22 protein-coding genes are annotated in these 21753 nt (G+C 68.8%); 7 read left to right on the plus strand and 15 right to left on the minus strand.

Annotation, left to right across the window (positions count from 1 at the left end; all coding sequences use genetic code 11):
* Positions 1-2: 2 nt before the first annotated feature.
* Positions 3-740, minus strand: a complete 738-nt coding sequence (locus tag EEJ31_RS11485; protein WP_123046431.1) for an amino acid ABC transporter permease — start codon at positions 738-740, stop codon at positions 3-5.
* Positions 741-1105: 365 nt separating this feature from the next.
* Between EEJ31_RS11485 and EEJ31_RS11490 the strand changes: the two genes are divergently transcribed.
* Positions 1106-1828, plus strand: coding sequence for a DedA family protein (locus EEJ31_RS11490; protein ID WP_199727343.1), 723 nt, complete (start codon positions 1106-1108; stop codon positions 1826-1828).
* Between the two features lie 25 nt (positions 1829-1853).
* On the opposite strand, the gene EEJ31_RS11495 is transcribed toward EEJ31_RS11490, so the two are convergent.
* From EEJ31_RS11495 to murI, 4 genes are all read right to left on the minus strand, one after another.
* Positions 1854-2753 carry a cation diffusion facilitator family transporter gene (locus tag EEJ31_RS11495; RefSeq protein WP_123046433.1) on the minus strand — a complete coding sequence of 300 codons (900 nt, stop codon included), beginning with the start codon at positions 2751-2753 and terminating at the stop codon, positions 1854-1856.
* Positions 2754-2819: 66 nt separating this feature from the next.
* Entirely contained in the window at positions 2820-3413 is a 594-nt protein-coding gene (gene rdgB / locus EEJ31_RS11500) for an RdgB/HAM1 family non-canonical purine NTP pyrophosphatase (RefSeq protein ID WP_123046434.1), read from the minus strand.
* 3 nt (positions 3414-3416) lie between these two features.
* Positions 3417-4166 (minus strand): ribonuclease PH, encoded by a 750-nt coding sequence (rph, locus tag EEJ31_RS11505; protein ID WP_123046435.1) that lies wholly within the window; start codon positions 4164-4166, stop codon positions 3417-3419.
* Positions 4167-5015, minus strand: coding sequence for a glutamate racemase (gene murI / locus EEJ31_RS11510; protein WP_123046436.1), 849 nt, complete (start codon positions 5013-5015; stop codon positions 4167-4169). It lies immediately after the preceding gene.
* Between the two features lie 56 nt (positions 5016-5071).
* On the opposite strand from murI, the gene EEJ31_RS11515 reads away from it, so the two are divergent.
* Positions 5072-6409: a nicotinate phosphoribosyltransferase gene (locus EEJ31_RS11515; protein ID WP_123046437.1), complete on the plus strand. Its 1338-nt coding sequence runs from the start codon at positions 5072-5074 to the stop codon at positions 6407-6409.
* A gap of 10 nt (positions 6410-6419) precedes the next feature.
* Here EEJ31_RS11515 and EEJ31_RS11520 read toward each other — a convergent pair whose 3' ends face one another.
* The 3 genes from EEJ31_RS11520 to EEJ31_RS11530 are packed head-to-tail and all read right to left on the minus strand — an operon-like array spanning position 6420 to position 9281.
* Positions 6420-6707, minus strand: coding sequence for a DUF3039 domain-containing protein (locus tag EEJ31_RS11520; RefSeq protein ID WP_123046438.1), 288 nt, complete (start codon positions 6705-6707; stop codon positions 6420-6422).
* Between the two features lie 40 nt (positions 6708-6747).
* Complete coding sequence (locus tag EEJ31_RS11525; protein WP_233563863.1) at positions 6748-8325, minus strand: hypothetical protein; 1578 nt, start codon at positions 8323-8325, stop codon at positions 6748-6750.
* Positions 8301-9281 carry an ABC transporter ATP-binding protein gene (locus EEJ31_RS11530; RefSeq protein ID WP_123046464.1) on the minus strand — a complete coding sequence of 327 codons (981 nt, stop codon included), beginning with the start codon at positions 9279-9281 and terminating at the stop codon, positions 8301-8303. The genes EEJ31_RS11525 and EEJ31_RS11530 overlap by 25 nt, the downstream gene beginning before the upstream one ends.
* Positions 9282-9665: 384 nt before the next feature.
* On the opposite strand from EEJ31_RS11530, the gene EEJ31_RS11535 reads away from it, so the two are divergent.
* Genes EEJ31_RS11535 through EEJ31_RS11550 form a run of 4 tightly spaced genes read left to right on the plus strand, consistent with a single transcriptional unit; the run spans position 9666 to position 12863 of the window.
* The gene (locus EEJ31_RS11535; protein ID WP_123046439.1) at positions 9666-10358 is read left to right on the plus strand and encodes a phosphocholine cytidylyltransferase family protein; all 693 of its coding nucleotides are present in this window, start codon (positions 9666-9668) and stop codon (positions 10356-10358) included.
* Between the two features lie 50 nt (positions 10359-10408).
* Entirely contained in the window at positions 10409-11209 is an 801-nt protein-coding gene (locus tag EEJ31_RS11540; protein WP_233563864.1) for an ABC transporter permease, read from the plus strand.
* Complete coding sequence (locus tag EEJ31_RS11545) at positions 11209-11946, plus strand: ABC transporter ATP-binding protein (RefSeq protein WP_123046440.1); 738 nt, start codon at positions 11209-11211, stop codon at positions 11944-11946. The genes EEJ31_RS11540 and EEJ31_RS11545 overlap by 1 nt, the downstream gene beginning before the upstream one ends.
* A 53-nt stretch (positions 11947-11999) precedes the next feature.
* A complete protein-coding gene (locus tag EEJ31_RS11550) occupies positions 12000-12863 on the plus strand; it encodes a hypothetical protein (RefSeq protein WP_123046441.1) in 864 nt (287 codons plus the stop codon).
* A 112-nt stretch (positions 12864-12975) separates the two neighbouring features.
* Here the strand turns inward: EEJ31_RS11550 and EEJ31_RS11555 are convergent, their stop codons facing one another.
* The 7 genes from EEJ31_RS11555 to EEJ31_RS13780 form a co-directional block, all read right to left on the minus strand.
* Positions 12976-14217, minus strand: coding sequence for a CDP-glycerol glycerophosphotransferase family protein (locus EEJ31_RS11555; RefSeq protein ID WP_123046442.1), 1242 nt, complete (start codon positions 14215-14217; stop codon positions 12976-12978).
* Between the two features lie 85 nt (positions 14218-14302).
* Positions 14303-15190 (minus strand): glycosyltransferase family 2 protein, encoded by an 888-nt coding sequence (locus EEJ31_RS11560; protein WP_123046443.1) that lies wholly within the window; start codon positions 15188-15190, stop codon positions 14303-14305.
* A complete protein-coding gene (locus EEJ31_RS11565) occupies positions 15177-15995 on the minus strand; it encodes a CDP-alcohol phosphatidyltransferase family protein (protein WP_123046444.1) in 819 nt (272 codons plus the stop codon). Before EEJ31_RS11565 ends, EEJ31_RS11560 begins: the two co-directional genes overlap by 14 nt.
* A 2-nt stretch (positions 15996-15997) precedes the next feature.
* Positions 15998-16996 (minus strand): glycosyltransferase family 2 protein, encoded by a 999-nt coding sequence (locus EEJ31_RS11570; RefSeq protein WP_123046466.1) that lies wholly within the window; start codon positions 16994-16996, stop codon positions 15998-16000.
* Between the two features lie 177 nt (positions 16997-17173).
* Entirely contained in the window at positions 17174-18748 is a 1575-nt protein-coding gene (locus EEJ31_RS11575; RefSeq protein ID WP_123046445.1) for a S1C family serine protease, read from the minus strand.
* A gap of 121 nt (positions 18749-18869) precedes the next feature.
* The gene (locus tag EEJ31_RS11580; RefSeq protein WP_148040179.1) at positions 18870-19673 is read right to left on the minus strand and encodes a PKD domain-containing protein; all 804 of its coding nucleotides are present in this window, start codon (positions 19671-19673) and stop codon (positions 18870-18872) included.
* A 62-nt stretch (positions 19674-19735) separates the two neighbouring features.
* Positions 19736-20317 carry a glycosyltransferase family protein gene (locus tag EEJ31_RS13780; RefSeq protein ID WP_148040180.1) on the minus strand — a complete coding sequence of 194 codons (582 nt, stop codon included), beginning with the start codon at positions 20315-20317 and terminating at the stop codon, positions 19736-19738.
* A 199-nt stretch (positions 20318-20516) separates the two neighbouring features.
* Here EEJ31_RS13780 and EEJ31_RS11585 point away from each other — a divergent pair, with 199 nt between their 5' ends.
* Positions 20517-21740, plus strand: a complete 1224-nt coding sequence (locus EEJ31_RS11585; RefSeq protein ID WP_123046447.1) for an aminotransferase class I/II-fold pyridoxal phosphate-dependent enzyme — start codon at positions 20517-20519, stop codon at positions 21738-21740.
* Positions 21741-21753: the final 13 nt, after the last annotated feature.

Below are 21753 nucleotides of genomic sequence, written 5' to 3' on the forward strand. Positions count from 1 at the left end.
GGTCACACCTCCGAGAGTCGGGTCGCGGGCTTGAGTTTCAGGCTCCTTCTGCCCTCGCGCAGGCGGCGGTCCCAAGCGTTCACGAGGTAGGTGAGCGGAACCGTCATCATCAGGTAGCAGATACCCGCGGCGACGAGCGCCGACGAGTTGTATGAGATCGCCTGTTGCTGGTGCGCGATGAAGTAGAGCTCGCGCTGACCCACCGTGAGGCCCAGCAGGTACACCAGGGAGCTTTCCTTGATGTCGATGATGAACCGGTTGGTGAGAGCCGGCAGGACGTTGCGCACGCCCTGCGGAACGACGATCTTGCGCATGGTCTGCAGGTACGTCATTCCCAGGGACCTCCCTGCCTGCATCTGTCCGTCGTTGACGGACTGAATTCCGGAGCGGAAGATCTCGGCGCAATAGGCGGCGGAGATGAGCGCGACCGCAAGCACTGCGTAGCCGATCGGCGAGCGCCCGAACGGGCGGATGTCGGCAGCGGGCAGGCCGAGCCCGACAAGGCTGATCGTGAGGATCGCCGGCAGCCCGCGGAAGATGTCGACGTACAGCCGCGCCGGAAACTTGAGGAACCAGGATCGGGACAGGAGCATCATCGCCAGCACCATGCCGATGACGAGGCCCAGCAGCGCGGCGAGCACCGCAATGAAGAGGGTGTTCTTCAGACCTTCAGTGAGAAGTGTCGGGAAGACCTTGAGCATCTCCCCGATGTCGAAGAAGGTGTGGATGAAGGCATCCATGTTTTACTCCTGCCTGCGAACGCTGGGCGTGAACGGCTCGTCGGAGGTACGCGGGGCGCGGTCCAAGACGAGATGAGGCGGGAATCGCCGCGTGGGATTGCCGAGCCGGACGAGTCTCGCACGCTGCTGCCGAGTGTGTGACCCGGCCTGTATTCAGCGGATGCCGTAACACTAAAGTCAGCTCGAGAAGCCGTGCCACCCAATTGCACCAAACTGGTAATCGTCGCCCGCGCGGCGGCGGTGATCGTTCCGGACGCCGGATTCACGGCCCGTGTCAAGGGCGGGAGAGCGATCGCAGGCTTTCACCCGCTACTCTGTAATCCTGCGACGCCGACTGGCCGCGCGCCACCGACTGGAGACCCGTGATTCACACCGCAGTCATCCCCTGGCTCGACCCGGAGATACTCATCACTTCTGCCGGACCGTGGGCACTGGTCCTGGTGTGCTTGTTCGTGTTCGCCGAAACCGGTCTCCTCGTCGGATTCCTTCTTCCCGGTGACACCCTGCTCGTGATCACCGGGCTTCTCACGGGCCACCTCATCATGCTCGACATCTGGTGGGTCTGCCTCGCCGTCGGCTTCGCGGCCTTCGCGGGCGGCGAAGCGGGTTACCTCATCGGTCACAAACTCGGGCGCCGGGTGTTCGAGCGCAAGGAGTCGGGACTCTTCAGCGTGAAGAACGTCGAGCGCACGAACGCGTTCTTCGAGCGGTTCGGCGGACTGGCGGTCATCCTCGCGCGGTTCGTGCCGATCGTTCGTACGTTCGCGCCGGTCGCCGCCGGTGTCGGCCACATGAACTACCGCAAGTACAGCCTCTACAACGCGATCGGAGCCCTCATCTGGGGCTCGGGCCTGGTGTTCTTCGGCCACATGCTCAACCTCATTCCGCCCGTCGCGGACTTCGTGAAGAGCTACATCGACCTCATCCTGCTCGGTGCGGTCGTCGTCACCTCGGTCCCGGCGATCATGCACTACCTGCACGGCGTATCGAAGGCGAAGAACTCCGACGCGTCGGCCGCGACCGAAGACGGACTGGTCCTCGGCCCGGACACGTTCGAGGGACCGCAGGACGGCCGCCAGGAATCCTGACCGATCCCGCCACCGCGGCGTTCCATCAGCGGTGCCGGTGGTCCTCGTGTTCGGCGTGTTCCACCGGCTCCAACTGGAACGTCGAATGCTCCACGTCGAAATGGTCGGCCAGGCACTCCGACAGCTCGTCGAGCAGTTTCCCGGTGTCGGCGAGCGCCCGCTCCTCCACGACGACGTGCGCGCTGAACACGGGCGCACCTGACGTGATCGCCCAGGCGTGCACGTCGTGCACGCCCACCACGCCGTCGGTGGCGAGGATGTGGTCGCGGATGACGGCGACATCGGTGTGCGCCGGCGCGGACTCGCTGAGCACACCGACGACGTCGCGCAGGAGCAGGTAGGCGCGCGGCACGATCATCACCGCAATGACGAGGGATGCGATGGCGTCTGCCTGGCTCAGACCGGTGCTCACGATGACCACGGCTGCCACCACGACGGCGAGCGACCCGAGCACGTCGCCGAGGACCTCGAGGTAGGCGCCTCGCATATTGATGGACCCGCCGGAACGGGGACGGAGCATCAGCAACACGGCGATGTTCGCCGCCAGTCCGATGAGGGCGACGACTAGCATGGGGCCGCCGTCGACGTGGGCCGGCCGATCGCCGAGCAGCCGTCCGATCGCGCCGACGGCCACGGTCACCGTCACGGCGACCAGGAGGAACCCGTTGAGGAGGGCGCCGAAGACCTCCGCCCGCTGGTAGCCGAAGGTCTGCCGGTCGGTGGCAGGTCGCGCGGCGACGATGGTCGCCGTGAGGGCGATACCGAGCCCGGCGAGGTCGGAGAGCATGTGCCCCGCGTCGGCGAGGAGCGCCAGCGACCCGGTCACCCACGCACCGATCGCCTGCACGACGAGCGCGCACGCGATGGTCGCGATCGCGATGCTCAGTCGCCGACGGTCGGCGTGCGCGCCATGCTCATGCCCCATGCCTCCACCGTATCCCTTGCGCGAGTGAGCAGTGGGGGGCGCGGTGGGTGCGAAGGGGCGCTGGGGTTAGGGGGCGGGGGCCAGACGGGTGAGGATGGGGACCAGCTGGGCGAAGGCACGGGCACGGTGGCTCACGCGGTTCTTCTCCTCGCGGGAGAGGTCGGCCGCCGACCCGGCGTAGCCGTCCGGCTGGAAGATCGGGTCGTACCCGAAACCGCCGGCGCCGCTCGGTTGCCGCAGCACGCGGCCCGGCCAGACGCCGGTCACGGCATCCTCGCGGCCGTCGGGCAGCGCGAGCGCCGCCACGCAGGTGAAGTTGCCGGCCCGGTGCTCGTCGGCGAGGTCGCTCAGCTGCCAGAGCAGAAGCCGCAGGTTCTCGCCGTCGTCGCGAGCAGGTCCCGCCCAGCGGGCGGAGAAGATGCCGGGCGAACCGCCGAGCACGTCGACGCAGATCCCCGAGTCATCCGCGATCGCGGGCAGCCCGGTGTGTGCCGCAGCCGCCCGCGCCTTGATCAGCGCGTTCTCGGCGAACGAGACGCCGTTCTCCACCGGTTCGGGTCCGTCGTAGCCCAGCACGTCGATGCCCGGCAGCTGCGGGGCGAGGATGTCACGCAACTCCCCCACCTTGTGCGCGTTGTGGGTCGCCAGCACCACCTGCACCGCTCAGCCCTCCCGCACCGTCGGCTGCAGCGCGGCCTGCTGCATGGCGGTGAGCGAGGCCGTGCCTGCGAGCGCAAGGTCGAGGAGCGAGTCGAGTTCGCGGCGATCGAAGGGCGCGCCCTCCGCAGTGCCCTGCACCTCCACGAACAGGCCTCGCCCGGTGGCGACGACGTTCATGTCGGTCTCGGCCCGCACGTCCTCCACATAGGCGAGGTCGAGCATCGGCGTGCCGTCGATGATGCCAACGGATACGGCGGCCACGCTGTCGATGAGCGGCTTGGCCTTCTGCGCGATGAACTTCTTCTCGCGGGCCCATTCGATCGCGTCGACGAGGGCGACGTACGCGCCGGTGATCGCTGCGGTGCGCGTGCCGCCGTCGGCCTGGAGCACGTCGCAGTCGATGACGATGGTGTTCTCGCCGAGGGCCTTCATGTCGACCACCGCCCGCAGGCTCCGCCCGACCAGCCGGCTGATCTCGTGCGTGCGGCCGCCGACCCGGCCCTTCACCGATTCCCGGTCCATGCGGGAATTCGTTGACCGGGGCAGCATCGCATACTCTGCGGTCACCCACCCCTTGCCCTTGCCCGTCATCCAGCGGGGAACCCCGTTCGTGAACGAGGCGGTGCAGAGCACCTTCGTGCCGCCGAAGGAGATGAGTGCCGACCCTTCCGCCTGGGCGCTCCACCCGCGTTCGATGGTGATCTCGCGGAGGTCATCGGGGCGGCGTCCGTCGGAACGCAGGGTCTCGGTCACTTAGTTCTCCTTCATAGTGGTCGCGGCAGCGAGGCCGCGGATGTTGATGGCGCCGGTCTCGACGAGGCTCACCCGCGTGACGTCACGCCCGATCAGCCGGTGCGCGAGGCGGAGGAAGTCGTCGGCGCTGTCCCCGGTGGCCTCGTAGCGGTAGGTCGGCGGCAGTTGCGACTGGCGCAGCATCCCCTGGCTCACGAGCACCCGGTACACATCGTTCGCCGTCTCGGTGTCGCTCGAGACCAGGGTGACGCCCTCGCCCATGACGTAGGAGATGGCCCCTCGCAGGAACGGATAGTGGGTGCAGCCGAGAACCAGCGTGTCGACATCCGCTGCCTTGAGCGGTGCCAGGTAGTCGGCGGCGACCTCGAGCACCTCGTCGCCGGTGGTCACGCCGGACTCCACGAACTCCACGAACCGCGGGCACGCCTGCGTGAACAGCTCGAGGTTCGTCGCGGCGGCGAAGGCGTCTTCATAGGCGCGGGAGTTGACGGTGCCGAGCGTGCCGATGACGCCCACGCGGTTGTTGCGCGTCGTCGCGACCGCGCGGCGCACGGCCGGCTGGATCACCTCGACGACCGGAACGCTGTAGCGCTCCCGCGCGTCGCGGAGCATGGCCGCGGACGCCGTGTTGCAGGCGATGACCAGCAGTTTCACGCCCTGGTCGACGAGGTCGTCGAGCACGTCGAGCGCATAGCCGCGCACGTCGGCGATCTTCTTCGGCCCGTAGGGCGAGTGGGCGGTGTCGCCGATGTAGACGATGGACTCGTTCGGCAGCTGGTCCCTCACCGCCCGGGCGACGGTCAGCCCGCCGACCCCGGAGTCGAAGATTCCAATCGGTGCGTCGGTCACCCGCCCAAGCTTACCGGGGGCGCGTGCGCCGACCGGTTGCCGGATAGGCTTTGCGCGTGACGGAGTCCTCAGCCTTACGCACCGACCGATACGAGCTCACCATGGTCGACGCGGCCATCCAGAGCGGCACCGCCGACCGGGAATGCATGTTCGAGGCGTTCGCGCGGCGACTTCCGGACGGGCGCCGCTACGGGGTGCTCGCGGGCACCGGGCGGCTGCTGGAGCAGATCCGGCGGTTCCGGTTCACGGATGCCGAACTCGCCTGGCTGAGGGACGAGCACGTCGTGCGCCAGCCCACTCTCGACTGGCTCGCCGACTACCGGTTCAGTGGGAACATCTGGGGTTACCAGGAGGGCGAGATCTACTTCCCCGGCTCGCCACTGCTCCTCGTCGACGCCACCTTCGCCGAGGGCGTGGTGCTCGAGACCATCATCCTGAGCGTGCTCAACTACGACACGTCCGTCGCGAGCGCCGCGGCGCGCATGGTGTCCGTGGGCCGCGGCCGGCCGATCGCCGAGATGGGATCCCGGCGCACGAGCGAGCATGCCGCCGTCGCGGCGGCACGCGCCGCGTACATCGCCGGCTTCGCGGCGACCAGCAACCTCGAGGCGGGCCGCACCTGGGGCGTGCCCACCATGGGGACAGCCGCACACTCCTTCACGCTCCTGCACGACACTGAGGAGGAGGCGTTCCAGGCCCAGATCGACGCCGTCGGACCGGACACGACCCTCCTGGTTGACACCTACGACATCGCCCGCGGCATCGAGCGCGCCGTCCGGGTCGCCGGCACCGAGCTCGGTTCGATCCGCATCGACTCGGGCGACCTTCCCACCGTGGTCGCCGCCGCACGCGCCCAGCTCGACGACCTCGGCGCCGTGAACACGAAGATCACCGTCACGAGCGACCTCGACGAGTACGCCATCGCCGCACTCGCCGCCGTTCCCGTCGACGCCTACGGTGTCGGCACATCCGTTGTCACCGGCTCGGGCTCCCCCGCGGCCGGCATGGTCTACAAACTGGTCGCCCACAAAGACGACGCGGGCGCCTGGGTGCCGGTGGCGAAGACCTCGGCGTCGAAGGAATCGGTGGGCGGGCGCAAAGACGCCGTGCGCGGCATCGACGCCGGCGGCATCGCCCGCCGGGAGATCGTGGTGGTGGGCCAGGGGCCCGCTGCAACGGATGACGGTGACGAGCCGGGCGCGGACGCCGAGATCGCCGGTGAGCGCCAGCTGCTGGTGCCACTCGTGACCGGCGGCGAGATCGACGAACGCTACCTCGGCGCCGAGGGCACCCGGCGGGCCAGGGAGCACCACGCGACCGCCATGGCGGAGCTGCCGGTGCAGGCATTCCGGCTGGGACGCGGCGACCCGGTGATTCCCACCGTCTACCGCTGACGCATCCGCCCTATTCGGCCTTCATCTTCTCGTAGATGGCCTTGCAGGTCGGGCACACCGGGAACTTCTCGGGGTCGCGCCCCGGCAGCCACTTCTTGCCGCACAGGGCGCGCACGGGCTTGCCGGTGAGTGCCGATTCCAGGATCTTGTCCTTGGGAACATAGTGCGAGAACCGCTCATGGTCGCCGGGCTCGATCTGCTCCTGGTTCAGGAGCTCTTCCAGCTCGCGATCCAGCGTGGAAGTGCCCCCTCCCGGCTGCCCGGGGTCGGCGATGCTCACACGAACGTTCTCACTCATGCGTCCAGTCTAAGTTCCGTCGGCGGCGCACGTCACCCGGTCAAGCGCGAACGGCCGAGGCAAGCATCTCCGGCCCGCGCTTCTCGAAGGTGCGCGCCCCCAGCCAGACCCCGCCGACAACGGAGAGCACCCCGACCCCCACCCCGGTGACCAGCGCCAGCAGGTGCCAGTGCGGGTCGACGAGCAGGCCCATCAGGGCGCATCCGATCGCCGGAACCGACAGCACGAACGACCCGGCAAAGCTGCACGACTGGATGAGCGCCGAGGCCGTGTCGGAGGCCTGGGGCTGCGCGAACGGGCTGTCACCGGGTTTGGTCGCCGGGTACGGAAAACGAGCGGATGTGTAGCTCGAGAAGCCGAGACCGGCCAGCAGCAGGCAGGTGCTCACGCCCAGCATCGACGGCAACGCCGACCAGTCCCCGTAGAACGACACGCTGATGGCGGAGCCCAGGCCGATGAGCACGATCCCGCACACGAGCGCCGGCACGAGGCGGCCGATGCGGTCGGCCCATCCGCTCGCGCCGGAGACGATGTGCAACCAGATGGCGGTGTTGTCGAAGGCGACGTCATTGTGCAGCGTCCAGCCGAGGAAGAGGCACATGATCGGCACCGGCAGCAGCGCGATGACCGAACCGGGCACCCCTGCCACCGCCAGCGGCACGCTCACCAGCACGGGGACGACCGGGATCATGACCAGGGACACCCAGTAGCGGGAGTCCCGCCCCCAATAGGTGATGCTGCGGGCGGCGATCGCACCGAGCGGGGTCCGGGGCATCCGGTCGAACCAGCCGAGGCCCACGCCGTACTGCTTCACGTTGGCCTCGCGGCCGGGCGTCACCAGCATCTGCGCCACCAGCCGGCACCAGGCGAGCCACAGCAGGTAGACGGTGGCGGCCGCGATGAGGAGTTTGAGCACGGCCGTGCCCCACGAGCCGACCGCGGCGTCGGCGGGTACCGACCACGCGGCGCCGAGCGGCGTCCAGCCGAGGATCCCGGCGAGCGCCGAGAGCAGGTCGAGCCCGTAGCGGGACCAGTCCACGTTGAGGAGAAGCACCACGACCGGCGAGATCATCACCACCAGCAGGATGCCGATGATGCCGCTGAACTCACGGGCACGGCGGGTGGCGAGCAGGAACGCGGCCACGGCCGTGCTCACCCGGGAGCACAGCATGCACGTGGCCAGCAGGAGCGCGGCGGCCACGATCGCGAGCAGGGTCTCCCCCACCCCGCGCGACCAGGTGACGATCGTGCCGAGGAGCACGAGCGTGAGCACGATCGCCGGCACACCGGCCAGCGACGACACCGCGAGACCCAGCGAGAGGCGGTCGTTCGGGATGGCGAAGAGCGAGAACCGGCGCGGGTCCATGCTGTCGTCGACCCCGAGCGAGAGCGGCACGAGCAGGAAACCGAGCACCACGATCGACCCGGCCACGACCATCCCGCTGCGGATCGACGCGACATCGTCGCTGAACCGCAGCGTGACGAGCACACCCACGATCGCGAGCGCGACACCCAGCCCGTACAGCAGGCCAACCACCAGTCCGACCACCTGCCAGGGGCTGCGCCGGAAGAGGTTGGCCAGCAATCGGAGTTTCAGTCCGAGAAACTGTGCAACCACTCCATGCCCTCCGTCACCTTGCGGCCACCGGCGAGCTCCACGAAGCGCTCCTCGAGCGACTTCTTCCCCCGCACCTCATCGACCGTCCCCGATGCCAGCACTGCCCCCTGCACGATGATCGCCACGTGGTCGCACACCCGTTGGATCAGGTCCATGCCGTGGCTCGAGAGCACCACCGTGCCGCCGCTGGCGACGTACTTCTGCAGGATCTCGGTCACGTTCACGGCCGACACCGGGTCGACGGATTCGAACGGCTCGTCGAGCACGAGAATGCGCGGCGAATGGATCATCGCGCAGGCCAGCGCGATCTTCTTGGTCATGCCCGCCGAGTAGTCCGCCACCAGCCGGCCGAGGGCGTCCTCCAGCCCGAAGGCGGCGGCGAGGTCGGCGGAGCGCTTCGCCACGGTCTCACTGTCGAGGCCGCGAAGGATGCCGGAGTAGTGCAGGAGCTGCGCCCCGGTGAGGCGGTCGAAGAGTCTCAAGCGGTCGGGAAGCACCCCGATCACGCGCTTGGCCTCGAGGGGCTTGGCCCACACATCGATGCCGTGCACGGTGATGGAGCCGGCGTCCGGGCGCATGAGCCCGGTCACCATGGAGAGGGTCGTGGTCTTGCCGGCGCCGTTCGGTCCGACGATGCCGAAGAACGAGCCGGCGCGCACCTCGAGGTCGATGCCCGAGACGGCCACGTTCTGGCCGAACTTCTTCACGAGACCCGAGACGGTGAGCACCACCGGCGCGAGCGCGGTCTCGGCGCTCGCGTTCGCGGGCTGGTCCGCCGGTTTCGGCTTTGCCCGGGGCGCGCGCTTCTTCGCCGGCGTCTTCGCCTTGGTCGCCGTCTTGGTCTGTTGGGCGGCCTGGGACGTGGGCGCGGCCTTCTTCGGCGACCGCGCCTTCGCAGGTGCCGGCGCCTTCGCGGGTGCCGGCGCCTTCGACGCCGCCGGCGTCGCATCGGTCACGGGCTCGGCCGTCGCATCCGCTGTGGAATACGGGGCCTCGTAGGTGTCGACACCGGACGCCGCCTGCCGGGCCGCCGTTTCGCCCCTGCCGGCGCGAGGCTCGTCAGGCTCGGAGTGCGGCAGTACGGAAGTCACCCCGCTAACCTACCAACCTCGCTCGCACTTGCGAGGGCCCCCGCCGGAACCGGCCGAACCTGTGAGCGAGCCATACAAGGCATCACGATAGGGAAACGCTTACACGCCTTCTCTTCCCCCGGGCGGTCGCACAGGGTAACCTTGAAAGACCGGCATGACGGCGTGTCAATGTGAACTTTTGGGTGAATCCGCCGTGACCTCTTTCGAGCTCGGGCAGGCGTTGGCCCGCACCTGTATGAGGAGATAACCATGACCACCCAAGTAGTCATTCTCGCGGCCGGCATGGGCAGCCGACTGGGGCGCTCGCTCCCGAAGCCGCTGACCGAACTCAGTGACGGCCGCACCATCATGGGCCAGCAGTTCGACAACATCGCCCACGCGTTCGGGAACAACGCCCAGGTGACGGTGGTCGTCGGGTACAAGCTCGAGCACATCATCGAGGCGTTCCCGCAGGCATCCTTCGTCTACAACGAGCAGTACGACCAGACGAACACCTCCAAGAGCCTGATGCGCGCGCTGCAGGCGTCGAACTCCGGCGGCGTGCTGTGGATGAACGGCGACGTGGTGTTCGACCCCGCCGTTCTCGACCGCGCCGCGGCCATGATCGCGCGCGACCAGTCGTTCGTGACCGTCAACACTTCGAAGGTCTCCGACGAAGAGGTGAAGTACACCACGAGCGCCGAGGGCTACATCAAGGAGCTCTCCAAGACTGTGAAGAACGGCTTGGGCGAGGCCGTGGGCATCAACTACATCTCGAGCGCCGACAAGCAGGTCCTGCTCCACCACCTGACGAAGGTCGGCGACCAGGACTACTTCGAGCGCGGCCTCGAGCTCGCGATCGAGAAGAACGGCCTGCTCATCGAGCCCGTCGACATCTCCGACCTGTACGCGGTCGAGGTCGACTTCGCCGAAGACCTGGAGCGCGCGAACCTCTTCGTGTGACCCGCGAGCCCGGCCGGGCTTCGGCATCCGTTGCCCCATACGATGGGGACGTGACAGGTTACGCCGAGGTGCGGCCGGGACAACGCACCCCGATCGCCCGCTACCGGCACTCGCTCTGGCTGCTCACGCAGCGCGACCTGCGGGTGCGGTACTCCACGTCGGCGCTCGGCTACGTCTGGTCGATCCTCGACCCGCTGATCATGGCGGGCATCTACTGGTTCGTGTTCACGCAGGTCTTCGAACGCAGCGTCGGCGAGACGCCCTACATCGTGTTCCTGCTGTCGGCGCTCCTGCCGTGGATGTGGTTCAACGGCACGGTGTCCGACAGCACGCGGGCGTTCCTGCGTGAGGCCAAGCTGATCCGGTCCACGCGCATTCCGCGCACGATCTGGGTGAACCGCCTGGTGCTGTCGAAGGGGATCGAGTTCCTCGCCTCCCTGCCGGTGCTCGCTCTCTTCGCGATCCTGTTCGCGGCGCCGGTGAACATCGACCTGGTGTTCTTCCCGCTCGCGATCCTCATCCAGGCCGTGCTGACCGCGGGAGTCGGCCTCATCGTCGCGCCGCTCGTGGTGTTCTTCCGCGACCTCGAGCGCGCAGTCAAGCTCGTGCTGCGGTTCTTGTTCTATGCCTCGCCGGTCATCTACAGCACCTCCGACCTTCCCGGCTCGCTCCACGTGCTCGCCGCCTTCAATCCGCTGAGCGGCATCTTCAGCCTGTACCGCTCCGCGTTCTTCCCCCAGGAACTCGATTGGTTCGTGGTGGGCGTCGGCGCCGCGATGTCGCTCGCGCTCCTCGTGGTGGGCATCCTCGTGTTCCGGCGCACCGAGCGCTCGGTCTTGAAGGAGATCTAGTGGCGGGGCCGGTGATCACGCTGACGGATGTCGGCATCCGCTTTCGCAGGAATCGTCGCGGAAGGCGCACCTTCAAGGACCTCTTCGCGGGGCGGGGCCGCCGCAGCCGCCCCGGCGAGTTCTGGGCGCTGCGGAACGTGACGTTCTCGGTGCAGCGCGGCGAGGCGATCGGCGTGGTCGGGCGCAACGGCCAGGGCAAGTCGACCCTGCTCAAGCTCGTCACCGGCGTTGTGCTGCCCGACGAGGGGCGGGTGCAGGTGCTGGAGGGCGTCGCGCCCTTGATCGAGATCACGGGCGGCTTCGTCGAAGACCTCACCGTGCGCGACAACGTCTTCCTCACCGCCGGCCTGCACGGCATGACGAAGCGGCAGGTGGAGGAGCGCTTCGACGACATCATCGACTTCGCCGAGATCGGCGACTTCGTCGACACACCGTACAAGCATCTCTCCAGTGGCATGAAGGTGCGCATCGCCTTCGCCGTCATCTCGCGGCTGGAGGAGCCGATCATCCTCGTCGACGAGGTGCTCGCCGTCGGCGACCGGGCGTTCCGGGAGAAGTGCTATCGGCGCATCGAGGAACTGCTCGACGGCGGTCGCACGCTGTTCTTCGTGTCGCACAATGAGCGCGACCTCCGGCGGTTCTGCACGCGGGGACTGTACCTCGACAAGGGTCAGCTTGTGCTGGACGGCCCGATCGGCGATGTGCTCGAGCGCTACAACGCCGACTACGGGGTCTAGCCGCGCGCACCTCCGCCGCGGCGGGGGCCGGGTGATCGAAGTACACTCGGGGCATGGCCAGGAAACCCACGCCGATCGTGTCCGTCACGGGCGGAACGCCCGGCGGCGGGGCCCTGCCGAACGGGCTCACCAAGGGCATCGACACGTTCCTCGCGGTGCACCGTCCCGCCGTCATCGCGCACATCCGCGGCATCCGCAAGCGCAACCCGGGGGCCAGCCCCGCCGACCTGATCGACGTGCTCGAGCGCCGCTACCTGGCCGCCGTGACCACCGGCGGCGCCGCGGTGGGCGCGAGCGGCGTGGTTCCCGGAATCGGGACCGCGGCGACCCTGGCGCTGTCGGGGGTGGAGACGGCGGGGTTCCTGGAGGCCAGCGCCCTGTTCGCCCAGTCGGTGAGCGAGGTGCACGGCATCGCCGTCGAAGACCCGGAGCGGGCACGCGCGCTCGTCATGGCGATGATGCTCGGCCACGAAGGCTCCGACCTGGTGCGCCAGCTGGCCGCACAGGTGTCGGGCGGCGGCGTGGCCCGGAACGCCTACTGGGGTGAACTGGTCGCCAACAGTCTCCCCCGGGCGATCATGGGGCCACTCACCGACCGGCTGAAGAGCACGTTCATCCGGCAGTTCGCCAGCCGCGGGGGCGCCAGCCTCCTCGGCAAGGCCATTCCGTTCGGCGTCGGGGCGGTCATCGGCGGTGTCGGCAACCGGATCGTGGGACGGAAGGTGGTGCGCTCCTCCCGGCTGGCGTTCGGCGAGCCTCCCCGCGAGTTCCCCCCGGGCCTGGAAGCCGTCATCCGCGACGTCACCGTGCGCGAGGCCGCCGGTCAGCGCGTCGCCGGCGCGATCACGGGCGCGAAGAACGCGGTCCCCCGCGTCGTGCCCGCCCGCCTCCGCCGCAAGAACCCCACCCGCGAGTGATCAGTTTCTGCGACAATGGGCGACCCTTTCCCGCAGAAACTGCTCACTCGCGAACCGGGAGGGGAATCCCCGGGGGCGCGGGCGCCGCAGGCGCCGCGGGCGGGCGCTCGGGTTATGAGGGCTCGTCGCCGGCGTGGAGGGCGGCGTGGCGCTCCCACTCGTCCATGACGTGCGACATCGCGGCGTGGAACCGCGCGGTGGCGGCCCCGGGCGTCGTGTCGCCGAAGTAGCGCTCTACCCAGGAGTGCAGCCGCTCCTGTGCGGCGGCGTCGTGGGTGACGGCGTCGAGCCGGGCGACGATCTCCCCGGCCGCCGATGCATCCAGCCACTCGGCATCCGAGAGATACCCGCTGGTGTCGATCTCGGCCTTGGCGTTGGCGGGCCTTGTCACGAGCAGCGGCTTGCCGGTCGCCAGCCGGTCGTACACCATGGCCGAGATGTCGACGATGGCCACATCGGATGCCGCGAGCTGCCACCCGAGGTCGGGCCCGGTGTCGTGCACGTGGTGCGCCGACGGGTCGCTCGCGTTCGCGGCGGCGATGGCCGCGATGATCTCGTGGTTCGCGTTCTTGTAGTCGTGGTCGACGACGCCGCTGCGCGGGTGGGGGCGGTAGATCACCCGGTGCCGCCCCGACGCGAGCAGGGCTTTCACCAGTGCCACGCCGTGGCTGGCCACGGACCCGTACGCCGCCGACGGGCGGTCGCCCTCCCACGTCGGCGCGTAGAGCACCACTTCGCGCTCGTCGGGCGTGTACGGGAGACGGCCCGAGTAGTGGTCAGCCTGCGGCCGGCCGATCATGAGAGCGCGCTTGTCGAAGTCGTAGTCCCAGAGCACCCGACGCAGTCGCGAAAGCGCCGCCTCCCCGGCGATGAACGAGTAGTCGTACGCCTTGAACTGGTTGGTGGTCATGTACATCTTGTCGCTCTCACCGTGGTTGATGAAAACGTGCCAGCGCCGCCCGTAGCGCATCATCTGGAAGTTGCGTGTGTTCTGGTTGACGTAGAGCACCACCCGAATGTCCTGCTCGTCGATCACGCGCTCGAGGTCGGTCACCTTGCGCACGAACGCCACCGGCAGCGGCGACTCCTCCATGATGGTCACCGCGCTGGCGCTGTTGCGGCTGAGCACGACCACCGGCCAGGTCTCGGCCAGCTCCGCGAGCGGCTTGTACCACTGGCGCATCTGGTAGAGGTTGACCGGGCCGTCGGCGAAGTAGACGGCGACGGTGAAGTGCCCCTTGGGCAGCGGATGCTGCTTCTGCAGCGTGTGGGTCAGGCGAAGCTGCGCCCGCCGGGACGCCACCGCTTCGCGGACCAGTTTGAGGGCGAGGCGTGCGTCGTTTCTGATTCCCACCGATCCAGACTACCCAGCGTCTCGCGCCGAACAGGTCGCCGCACCCCCATTCCGAGGCACCGGTAGCCAATCGTTAGCCGGCGGCTCAGATGACGGGCGGCCGGCCTGCGCGCGTCATCCGCCAGATGGTGCGCGCCGACAGCGGTCGCCGCCCCCCCGGGTCGCTCGTCCAGCCTTCCCGCCAGCCCGCGAACCATGCGCGCAGGGCGGGCCGGTTGCGCGCCCAGCGGACCATCTGGATGCCTGTCCACGACCCGACGTAGAACGGCACGAACGGTGCCGGCAGGTTGCGCCGGGCGAGCCACACCCGGTTGCGCGCGTTAAGCCGGTAGTAGTCGGCGTGCCGGGTGGGCTGGATGACCGGGTGGTTCGCCACCAGGTTGCCGGCGTACCAGGCCCGGCGGCCCTGGTCCCATACCCGCCAGGCCAGCTCGATGCCTTCGTGCGCGTAGAAGAACGGCTCAGCCCAGCCGCCGGTGGCGTCGAACACGGCGCGGGGCAGCACGACGGCGCCCTCCCAGACCGAGAAGACGTTGCCGGAGTGCGACGCCTCGCCCTTCCGGATTCGTGGAATCCACCGGCGGGGTGACGCCACGCCGGTCGGGTCGACCACCTGCGGCTGCAGCAGGCCGAGCGACGGGTCGGCCCGAAGCATGGCTATCGCGTCGGCGAGGAACCGCGGATCGGGGATGCTCGCGTCGTCGTCGAGAAAGAAGAGGTACTCGCCCGAGACGTGGGCGACGCCCCGGTTGCGTCCGGCGGGGATGCCGAGGTTCGTGGGAAGGGCGAGCGCCGTGACCCCGGCGGGCAGGCCGGCCGGCTGCCATCCGTTGCCCACGCACACCACGTCGAGCTCGACGCCCTCCTGGGCGAGCACGCTGCGGATGCCGCGGTCGAGGTCGTCGGGGCGGGTGCCCTGGGTGAGCACCACGACGCCGACGCGCGGCAGGGGCGCGGGGCTAAGCGCGGACACGCCGGGACGCCAGGATCGCCACGAAATGGCCCGCCAGGGCAAGGAAGGACAACGGCACCAGGACGATGAGCAGCACCCGGTCGACGACGGGCTGCCCCGCCAGGAGCCCGACCAGCGCCGCCGCGAAGATGAGGATCGTCAACTCCACGGAGTGGTACAGGCGGTGGAAGGGCACGAATCGCACGACCCGGCGGATGCTGGCGAGCCTGCTCGACGTGGGCGCCTTCTCGCCGTGCGTGTCGGCGAGTTTGGTGAGGCCGGCGTTCGCCCGGGCGACGTGCACCATGTCGTTCAGCGCCTTGTTCAGCACGATGATCAGCGCGAGCACAAGGGCGAGAGTCGTCCACAGGAAGTCGGCCGGCGACTCGAAGGGGTACGCCGCGGCCCGGATGCCGAGCGCGATCGGGATGAGCGCCTCCGTCGTGTAGTGCCCGACCTTGTCGAGGAAGACGCCGGCGGGCGAGGAGGTGCCGCGCCAGCGAGCCACCTCGCCGTCGCAGCAGTCCACGAGCATCTGCAGCTGACCGAGCACCAGCGCCAGCACCGCGCCCCAGAATCCGGGAATGAGGAGCGCGGCGGCGACGGACCAGCCGACCAGGATCATGAGGCCGGTGACGCCGTTCGCGGAAATGCGCGTCTTCAGCAGCACCCAGGTGAGGTACGGCGACAGGTCGCGCAGGTACAGCGACGCCGTCCAGTGCTCCGCGTTGTCGCGCAGACGCACCTCCGGCGGCTGGGCCACGGCCCGCAGCTCGGCGATGGATGCGGGCCGCGCCCCGCGGGGCCCTGCTGCGCCCTGGGGCATGGTCACCTTCCCGTGTGTGCCGTGATGTTGCTGGTGAGCTTGAAGAAACCGAGGACGAATCCCACGCCCCAGCAGAAATGGATGCATGGCAAGACTATGAGAAACCAGAGCGCCGTTCGCATGCCGACAGGGCGGGCCATCGCAACCGTGGCCAGGATGACGAAGACGAGGTACACCGCGGGGATCAGGAACCCCAGCAGCAGCCACGGCGCGTGCCCGGTGAGGGCCTGCGCGATGCCGCCGATGCCGGCCAGGAGGCCGACGGTGACGCCGAGCACCATCGCGGGAGGGATGAAGTAACGGATGCCGCTGGCGCCGGGAAAGCGCCGGGCGAGTTCGCCTCGCCACAGCCCGGTGGAGAGCATCTGACGTGCGAGCCGGGCGAGGGTGGCGCGGGGCCGGTAAGTGACCTTGAGCTCCGGCGTGAACCAGACCTTCTCCCCGCTCTCCCGCAGGCGGTGATTGAGTTCCCAGTCCTGCCCGCGCTTGATGCTCTCGTCGAAGAGTCCGACGGCCATGATGCTCGCGCGCCGGAAGCATCCGAGGTACACGGTTTCGGCCGGGCCCTCGTGGCCGCCCACGTGGAACGGACTGCCGCCGAGGCCGACCCGCGTGGTGTAGGCGAGGGCGACGGCCTTCTCGAACGGGGTGGTGCCCCGGGCGTCCATGATCCCGCCGACGTTGCCGGCGCCGGTTCGCTGCAGCGTCTCGACCGCGATGCGCGCGTAGTCGGGTGGGAGCACCGAGTGGGCGTCGACGCGGATGACCACGGGGTACCGGGAGGCGCGGATGGCGATGTTGAGGCCTGCGGGAGTGGAGCCGGCCTCGTTCGGCACCACGCGTATCCGCTCGTCGATGGCGGCCATCTCGGACACCAGCTCGGTGGTGCCGTCGATGCTCGGGCCAAGCGCCAGGGTGACCTCGAACGGGCCGTCGTAGTCCTGCACGAGGAGGCTCTCGACGGCAGCGCGCACGTGCGACACCTCGTTGAGCACGGGCATCACATACGAGACGCCGATGAGCGATTCGTCTCTGTCTGTGGGCACCTGTGGGTCGTCTTTCCGCGTAACTGGTGAGTCGTCTGAGCCTACCAGCAGGGGTTCGGCCGCTCCCCGCACACGACTGTGCCGCCGGGGTCACCGGCGGCACAGTGCGAGGAAGGGCGGAGAGGGGGTCGGCTAGCTCGAGAGCTTGCCGAGCGTGACCGAGACGGTGTGGGAGTCGCCGTCGCGCACGTAGGTGAGCTTGGTGTCGGCTCCCGCGGCCAGCGCACGCACCTGGGCGGTGAGGTCGGTCGCGTCGGTGATCGGCACGCCGTTGAACTCGGTGATGACGTCACCCTTCTGCAGGCCCGCCTTCTCGGCGGCTCCGCCGCCCGTGACCTCCGCCACGAGGGCGCCGACGGTGTCGCTGCCCTGCACCGTGGCGGCGTTGCCGACACTCGCGCCGAGGAGGCCGTGGGTGGCCTTACCGTTCTTGATGATCTCACTCGAGACGCGCTTGGCGAGGTCGGACGGGAGCGCGAAGCCCACGCCGATGCTGCCGGCCTGACCGGAGGAGCTGCCCGCGTTCGCGATGGCGACGTTGATGCCGATGAGCTCGCCGTTGTCGTTGAGCAGCGCGCCGCCCGAGTTGCCCGGGTTGATCGCGGCATCGGTCTGGATGACCGAGAGCGAAATCGTCTGCTCAGGCTGCTGCTGCGGCTGGTTCTCCTGGCCGGGGATGTCGAAGTTCCAGAAGTCGAACGGGCTCTGGCCCTGGTCGGGCTGGCTCTGGTCGGGCGTGCTCGGCGCCGCGGACGACGCGATGCTGATGCTGCGGTCCAGGGCGCTGATGATGCCGTTGGTCACGGTGCCGGAGAGGCCGAGCGGGGCGCCGATCGCGATGGTCTGCTCGCCGACGTTGAGCTTGTCGGAGTCGGCCCATTCGATCGGGGTCAGGCCGGAGGCATCCTTCAGCTTGATGACCGCGAGGTCGGAGATGGGGTCGGTGCCGACGATCTCGGCGTCGTAGAGCTTGCCATTGAAGGCCTTCACCTGCACCTGCGGGTCAGCGGATGCGCCGTCAAGCGTGACGACGTGCGTGTTCGTGAGCACGTAGCCGTCGTCGCTCAGGATGACGCCGGAACCGGTGCCCGCCGAGTTGCCGCCGGCGACCTGGATGGTGACCACGCTGGGCGACGCCTTGGCCGCGACGGCGGCAATCTGGTTGACGTGCTCGGGGTCGTTGATGACGACGTTGGATGCGCCCTGCGGCTGGCTGATCGATGAGCCGCCGCCGTTGTTGTCGACGAGGGTGGCAACGCCGGCGCCGGAGGCACCGCCGGCGAGGAGGCCGATGGCGAGTGCGCCGACGAGGAGGCCGGCGCCCTTGCGGTTGCCGCGGTCCTTAGCCGTGCCGGGCGCCGCCTGGCCGGGCTGGCCCTGGTGTGCCGGGTATCCGTTGTAGGCGGGGTAACCGTTGTAGCCCTGGTAGCCGTTGTGGGTGCCGTAGGGCTGGGTCGCGTCATAGGGCTGCTGGCCCGCGTACGGCTGCTGGCCGGCGTGGGCTCCGGTCGCCGGGCGACCGAACGAGTCGGTGGGGTATGCCGCGGTCGGGGCGTCCTGCGCGGGCGTTCCCTGGGTCGGCGCGGTCGGCTGCGCCTCAGGGGCGCCGTACTGCTGACCGTTGGGGGTGGTGGGCGTGTTGCTGTTGTCGGCACCGGTGTTGTTCTCGGGCCGTCCGGAGTTGGATCCGTAGGTGTTGTCTGTCATGGGGTGCTCCTTCCAAGCGTTGTCAGCTTCGCGATCCAACCTGAAGGTTTTCTATGACGAGTCTGTCAGCAGTCAATGGCGAAGCTGGGACGTTGCTCGGCGTTGAAGTACGGAGCCGGCGTCAGCAGCCGGGGCCGCCGGGGGCGCTCACGCAGTCTCCTCCGACCAGCACAGTCCTGGCATCGAGGGATACCGCGGTGAGTGGTGTCGACGACACCGCCAGCGTACCCCCGATGCGCTGCCACGGCTCATCCGCGAACCGGTAGTCGGCGGCGTACTCGACCGTGACGGACACCGTCCAGGTGCCGCGGCTGTCGAAGACGTGACTGGTCGGCGTCTCGGAGAATTCGGGGAGGCCGAGGTCGGCCCAGGTGGCCCCGCCGGTCGAGGTGCTGCGCTGCGTGCCGTCCCCGTAGTCCCATTCGAAGCGCACCGGCGTGAACCGGACCTGGGCTTCATAGCCGAGCAGCATGCCGCTGCGCGTATGGGCGGATGCCTCTGCCACGAGGTTCACCGGCAGCCCCACGACGGCCCAGCCCTCCGGCTCCATCGTGGTCGTGGGCTGCTCGGGGACGAAGTTCACCAGGTCGCTGATCCGCACCACGAAGTTGGGGTCGCATGGCGAGTTGGGGATGCAGTTCACGGTCCACCCGTCACGGATGATGGGGTCGGGTCCCGCCGGTGCGTTCCCCGCCCCTGCGCCTGCGTCGCCGCCGGCAGCACTGTCTCCCGCGTCCTCGTCCGCGCTGCCGCCCGCGCCCTCGTCGTTGGCGGAGCCGTCACTGGCGGAGCCGCCGCCACCCACCTGGTCGTAGCCGGCCGAGACGTCGACCCCGCCGCCGTTGAACTCGCCCTTGGACTCGGGTGTGCAAACCCCTGCACGCTCGCCAACAGCATCACACCCTGAAGCCAACGCGAAACTCATGGGCGCCAAACTAATCGAGATGAGCAAGCACGAAAGACCGCACAGGCTGCTGACTCGCCCAATCAACACACGCCCTCACCCTCCCATACCTCCCTCGATCCCACTACCAAATCTGCGCTCCCGGATGACTGCAGATCAAAGGTGACAAGGAATGGGATTCGTACTTTCCGCGACGCCGCAACAATTGACTTCCCGCTTCGATTCAGCACGTCCACCTCTGACACGTCTGAACACAAGTAGGCACTTATCACGGCAACACCGTGGGGAGCACTTTCATCGACTGACTGGAGAGTGAGATTGTCGAAGGCGCTCTCGCCTGTGCTGTGCCAACCGTTTGAACGCGCTCTCGAATATGCGGCCATGTCTGTTTCGGCGAGCTCTGCGGATGTGAAAGGTTTGACGCGACCCGAATCCTCACCTCCCTCCCGGAGGATGAGATCCGAGATCGACTCGTACGCCGCGTACGCCTTCTTGGCGGCGGCGAGCGCCTCCTCGTCGTTGGCGAAAAGGGGCGCGGGAGTGGGCGACGAAGACGGAATGGCGACCGGCGTTTGTGTCTGAGTGGCGGAGCATCCGCTGACGGCGAGCAACGCCAGCGTCGCCCCGGCAGCCAGCCGGGCGCCCGTGCCCCGCAACAACGACATGCAGTCACGCTAGCCAATCCTCCGATCCTCCGCGGAAGTTATCCACAGCCGGCTCGTCGAACGCTCGTGAGGGGTCAGCTTTACCTAGTGCATCGACGTCCGGACTAGGAGAAGTTGGCCCCTCACGCGCAGGTTGGGCGCGAAGGGCGCGGGAGCGTAGGACGGGAACGCGCCGGAGGGAGATGTGTAGTTTGGGAGCATGCAGGCAGCGATGATCCCGGGTGCGTGGCAGCGGGCAGCGCGAGGAGCGGGCCTCCTGGCCGACGACGGCAGCATCGCGGCGACCATCTTCGCCGAGATGAGCGCACTCGCGTCCGCGACAGGCGCGATCAACCTCGGCCAGGGCTTCCCGGATGAGGACGGCCCCCGCGAAGTGCTCGCCGCCGCCGAGAAGGCGATCCGCGACGGGGTCAACCAGTACCCGCCGGGGCGCGGCATGCCGGTGCTGCTCGAGGCGATCGCCGCACACCAGCGCCGCTTCTACGGGCAGTTCGTCGACCCGGCAACGGAGATCCTCGTCACCGCCGGCGCCACCGAAGCCCTCGCCGCCACCCTTCTTGCACTCCTCGAGCCCGGCGACGAGGTCGTCACGTTCGAGCCGTACTACGACGCCTACGGCGCGCTGATCGCCCTGGCCGGGGGCGTCCACCGCACCGTGCGGCTTCGGTCACCCGACTTCCAGCCCGACCTCGACGAACTCGAGGCGGCGATCACCGACACGACCCGCGTCATCCTCGTCAACACCCCGCACAACCCCACCGGCACCGTGCTCCCCCGCGAGACGCTCGCACGCATCGTCGAGCTCGCCCACCGCCACGACTGCCTGATCGTGACGGACGAGGTGTACGAGCACCTCACATTCGGGGTCCCGCACATCCCCATCGCCACCCTCCCCGGCGCCCGCGAACGCACGGTCACCATCTCCTCCGGCGGCAAGACGTTCAACACCACCGGGTGGAAGATCGGCTGGCTCATCGCCCCTCCGCCGCTCGTCACCGCGATCCTGGCCGTCAAGCAGTTCCTCACCTACGTCAACGGCGCGCCCTTCCAGCCCGCCATCGCCGTGGGTCTCGGCCTCCCCGACGCGTTCTTCACCAACGCCGCCGACGACCTGCGGCTCAAGCGCGACGTGCTCGCCGGCGGCCTGACCCAGGCCGGCTTCAGCATCACCCGCCCCCAGGGTTCCTACTTCATCGTGGCGGATGCCGCCCCGCTCGGTTTCACCGACGCTGTCGCGCTCTGCCGGCGGCTGCCCGAACTCGCCGGCGTCGTGGCCGTCCCGATCACCGCGTTCTGCACCCCGGAGCACCGCCCCGAGTACGCGTCGCTCGTGCGGTTCGCGTACTGCAAGCGGGTTCCGGTCCTGGAGCGGGCCGCGATGCAGCTGTCCACCCTGGCGTCGACGGCGGCGGCCGCTCGCTGACGCGTATGCCCCG

The sequence above is a fragment of the Cryobacterium tepidiphilum genome, assembly GCF_003716325.1.
GTDB lineage: Bacteria > Actinomycetota > Actinomycetes > Actinomycetales > Microbacteriaceae > Cryobacterium > Cryobacterium tepidiphilum.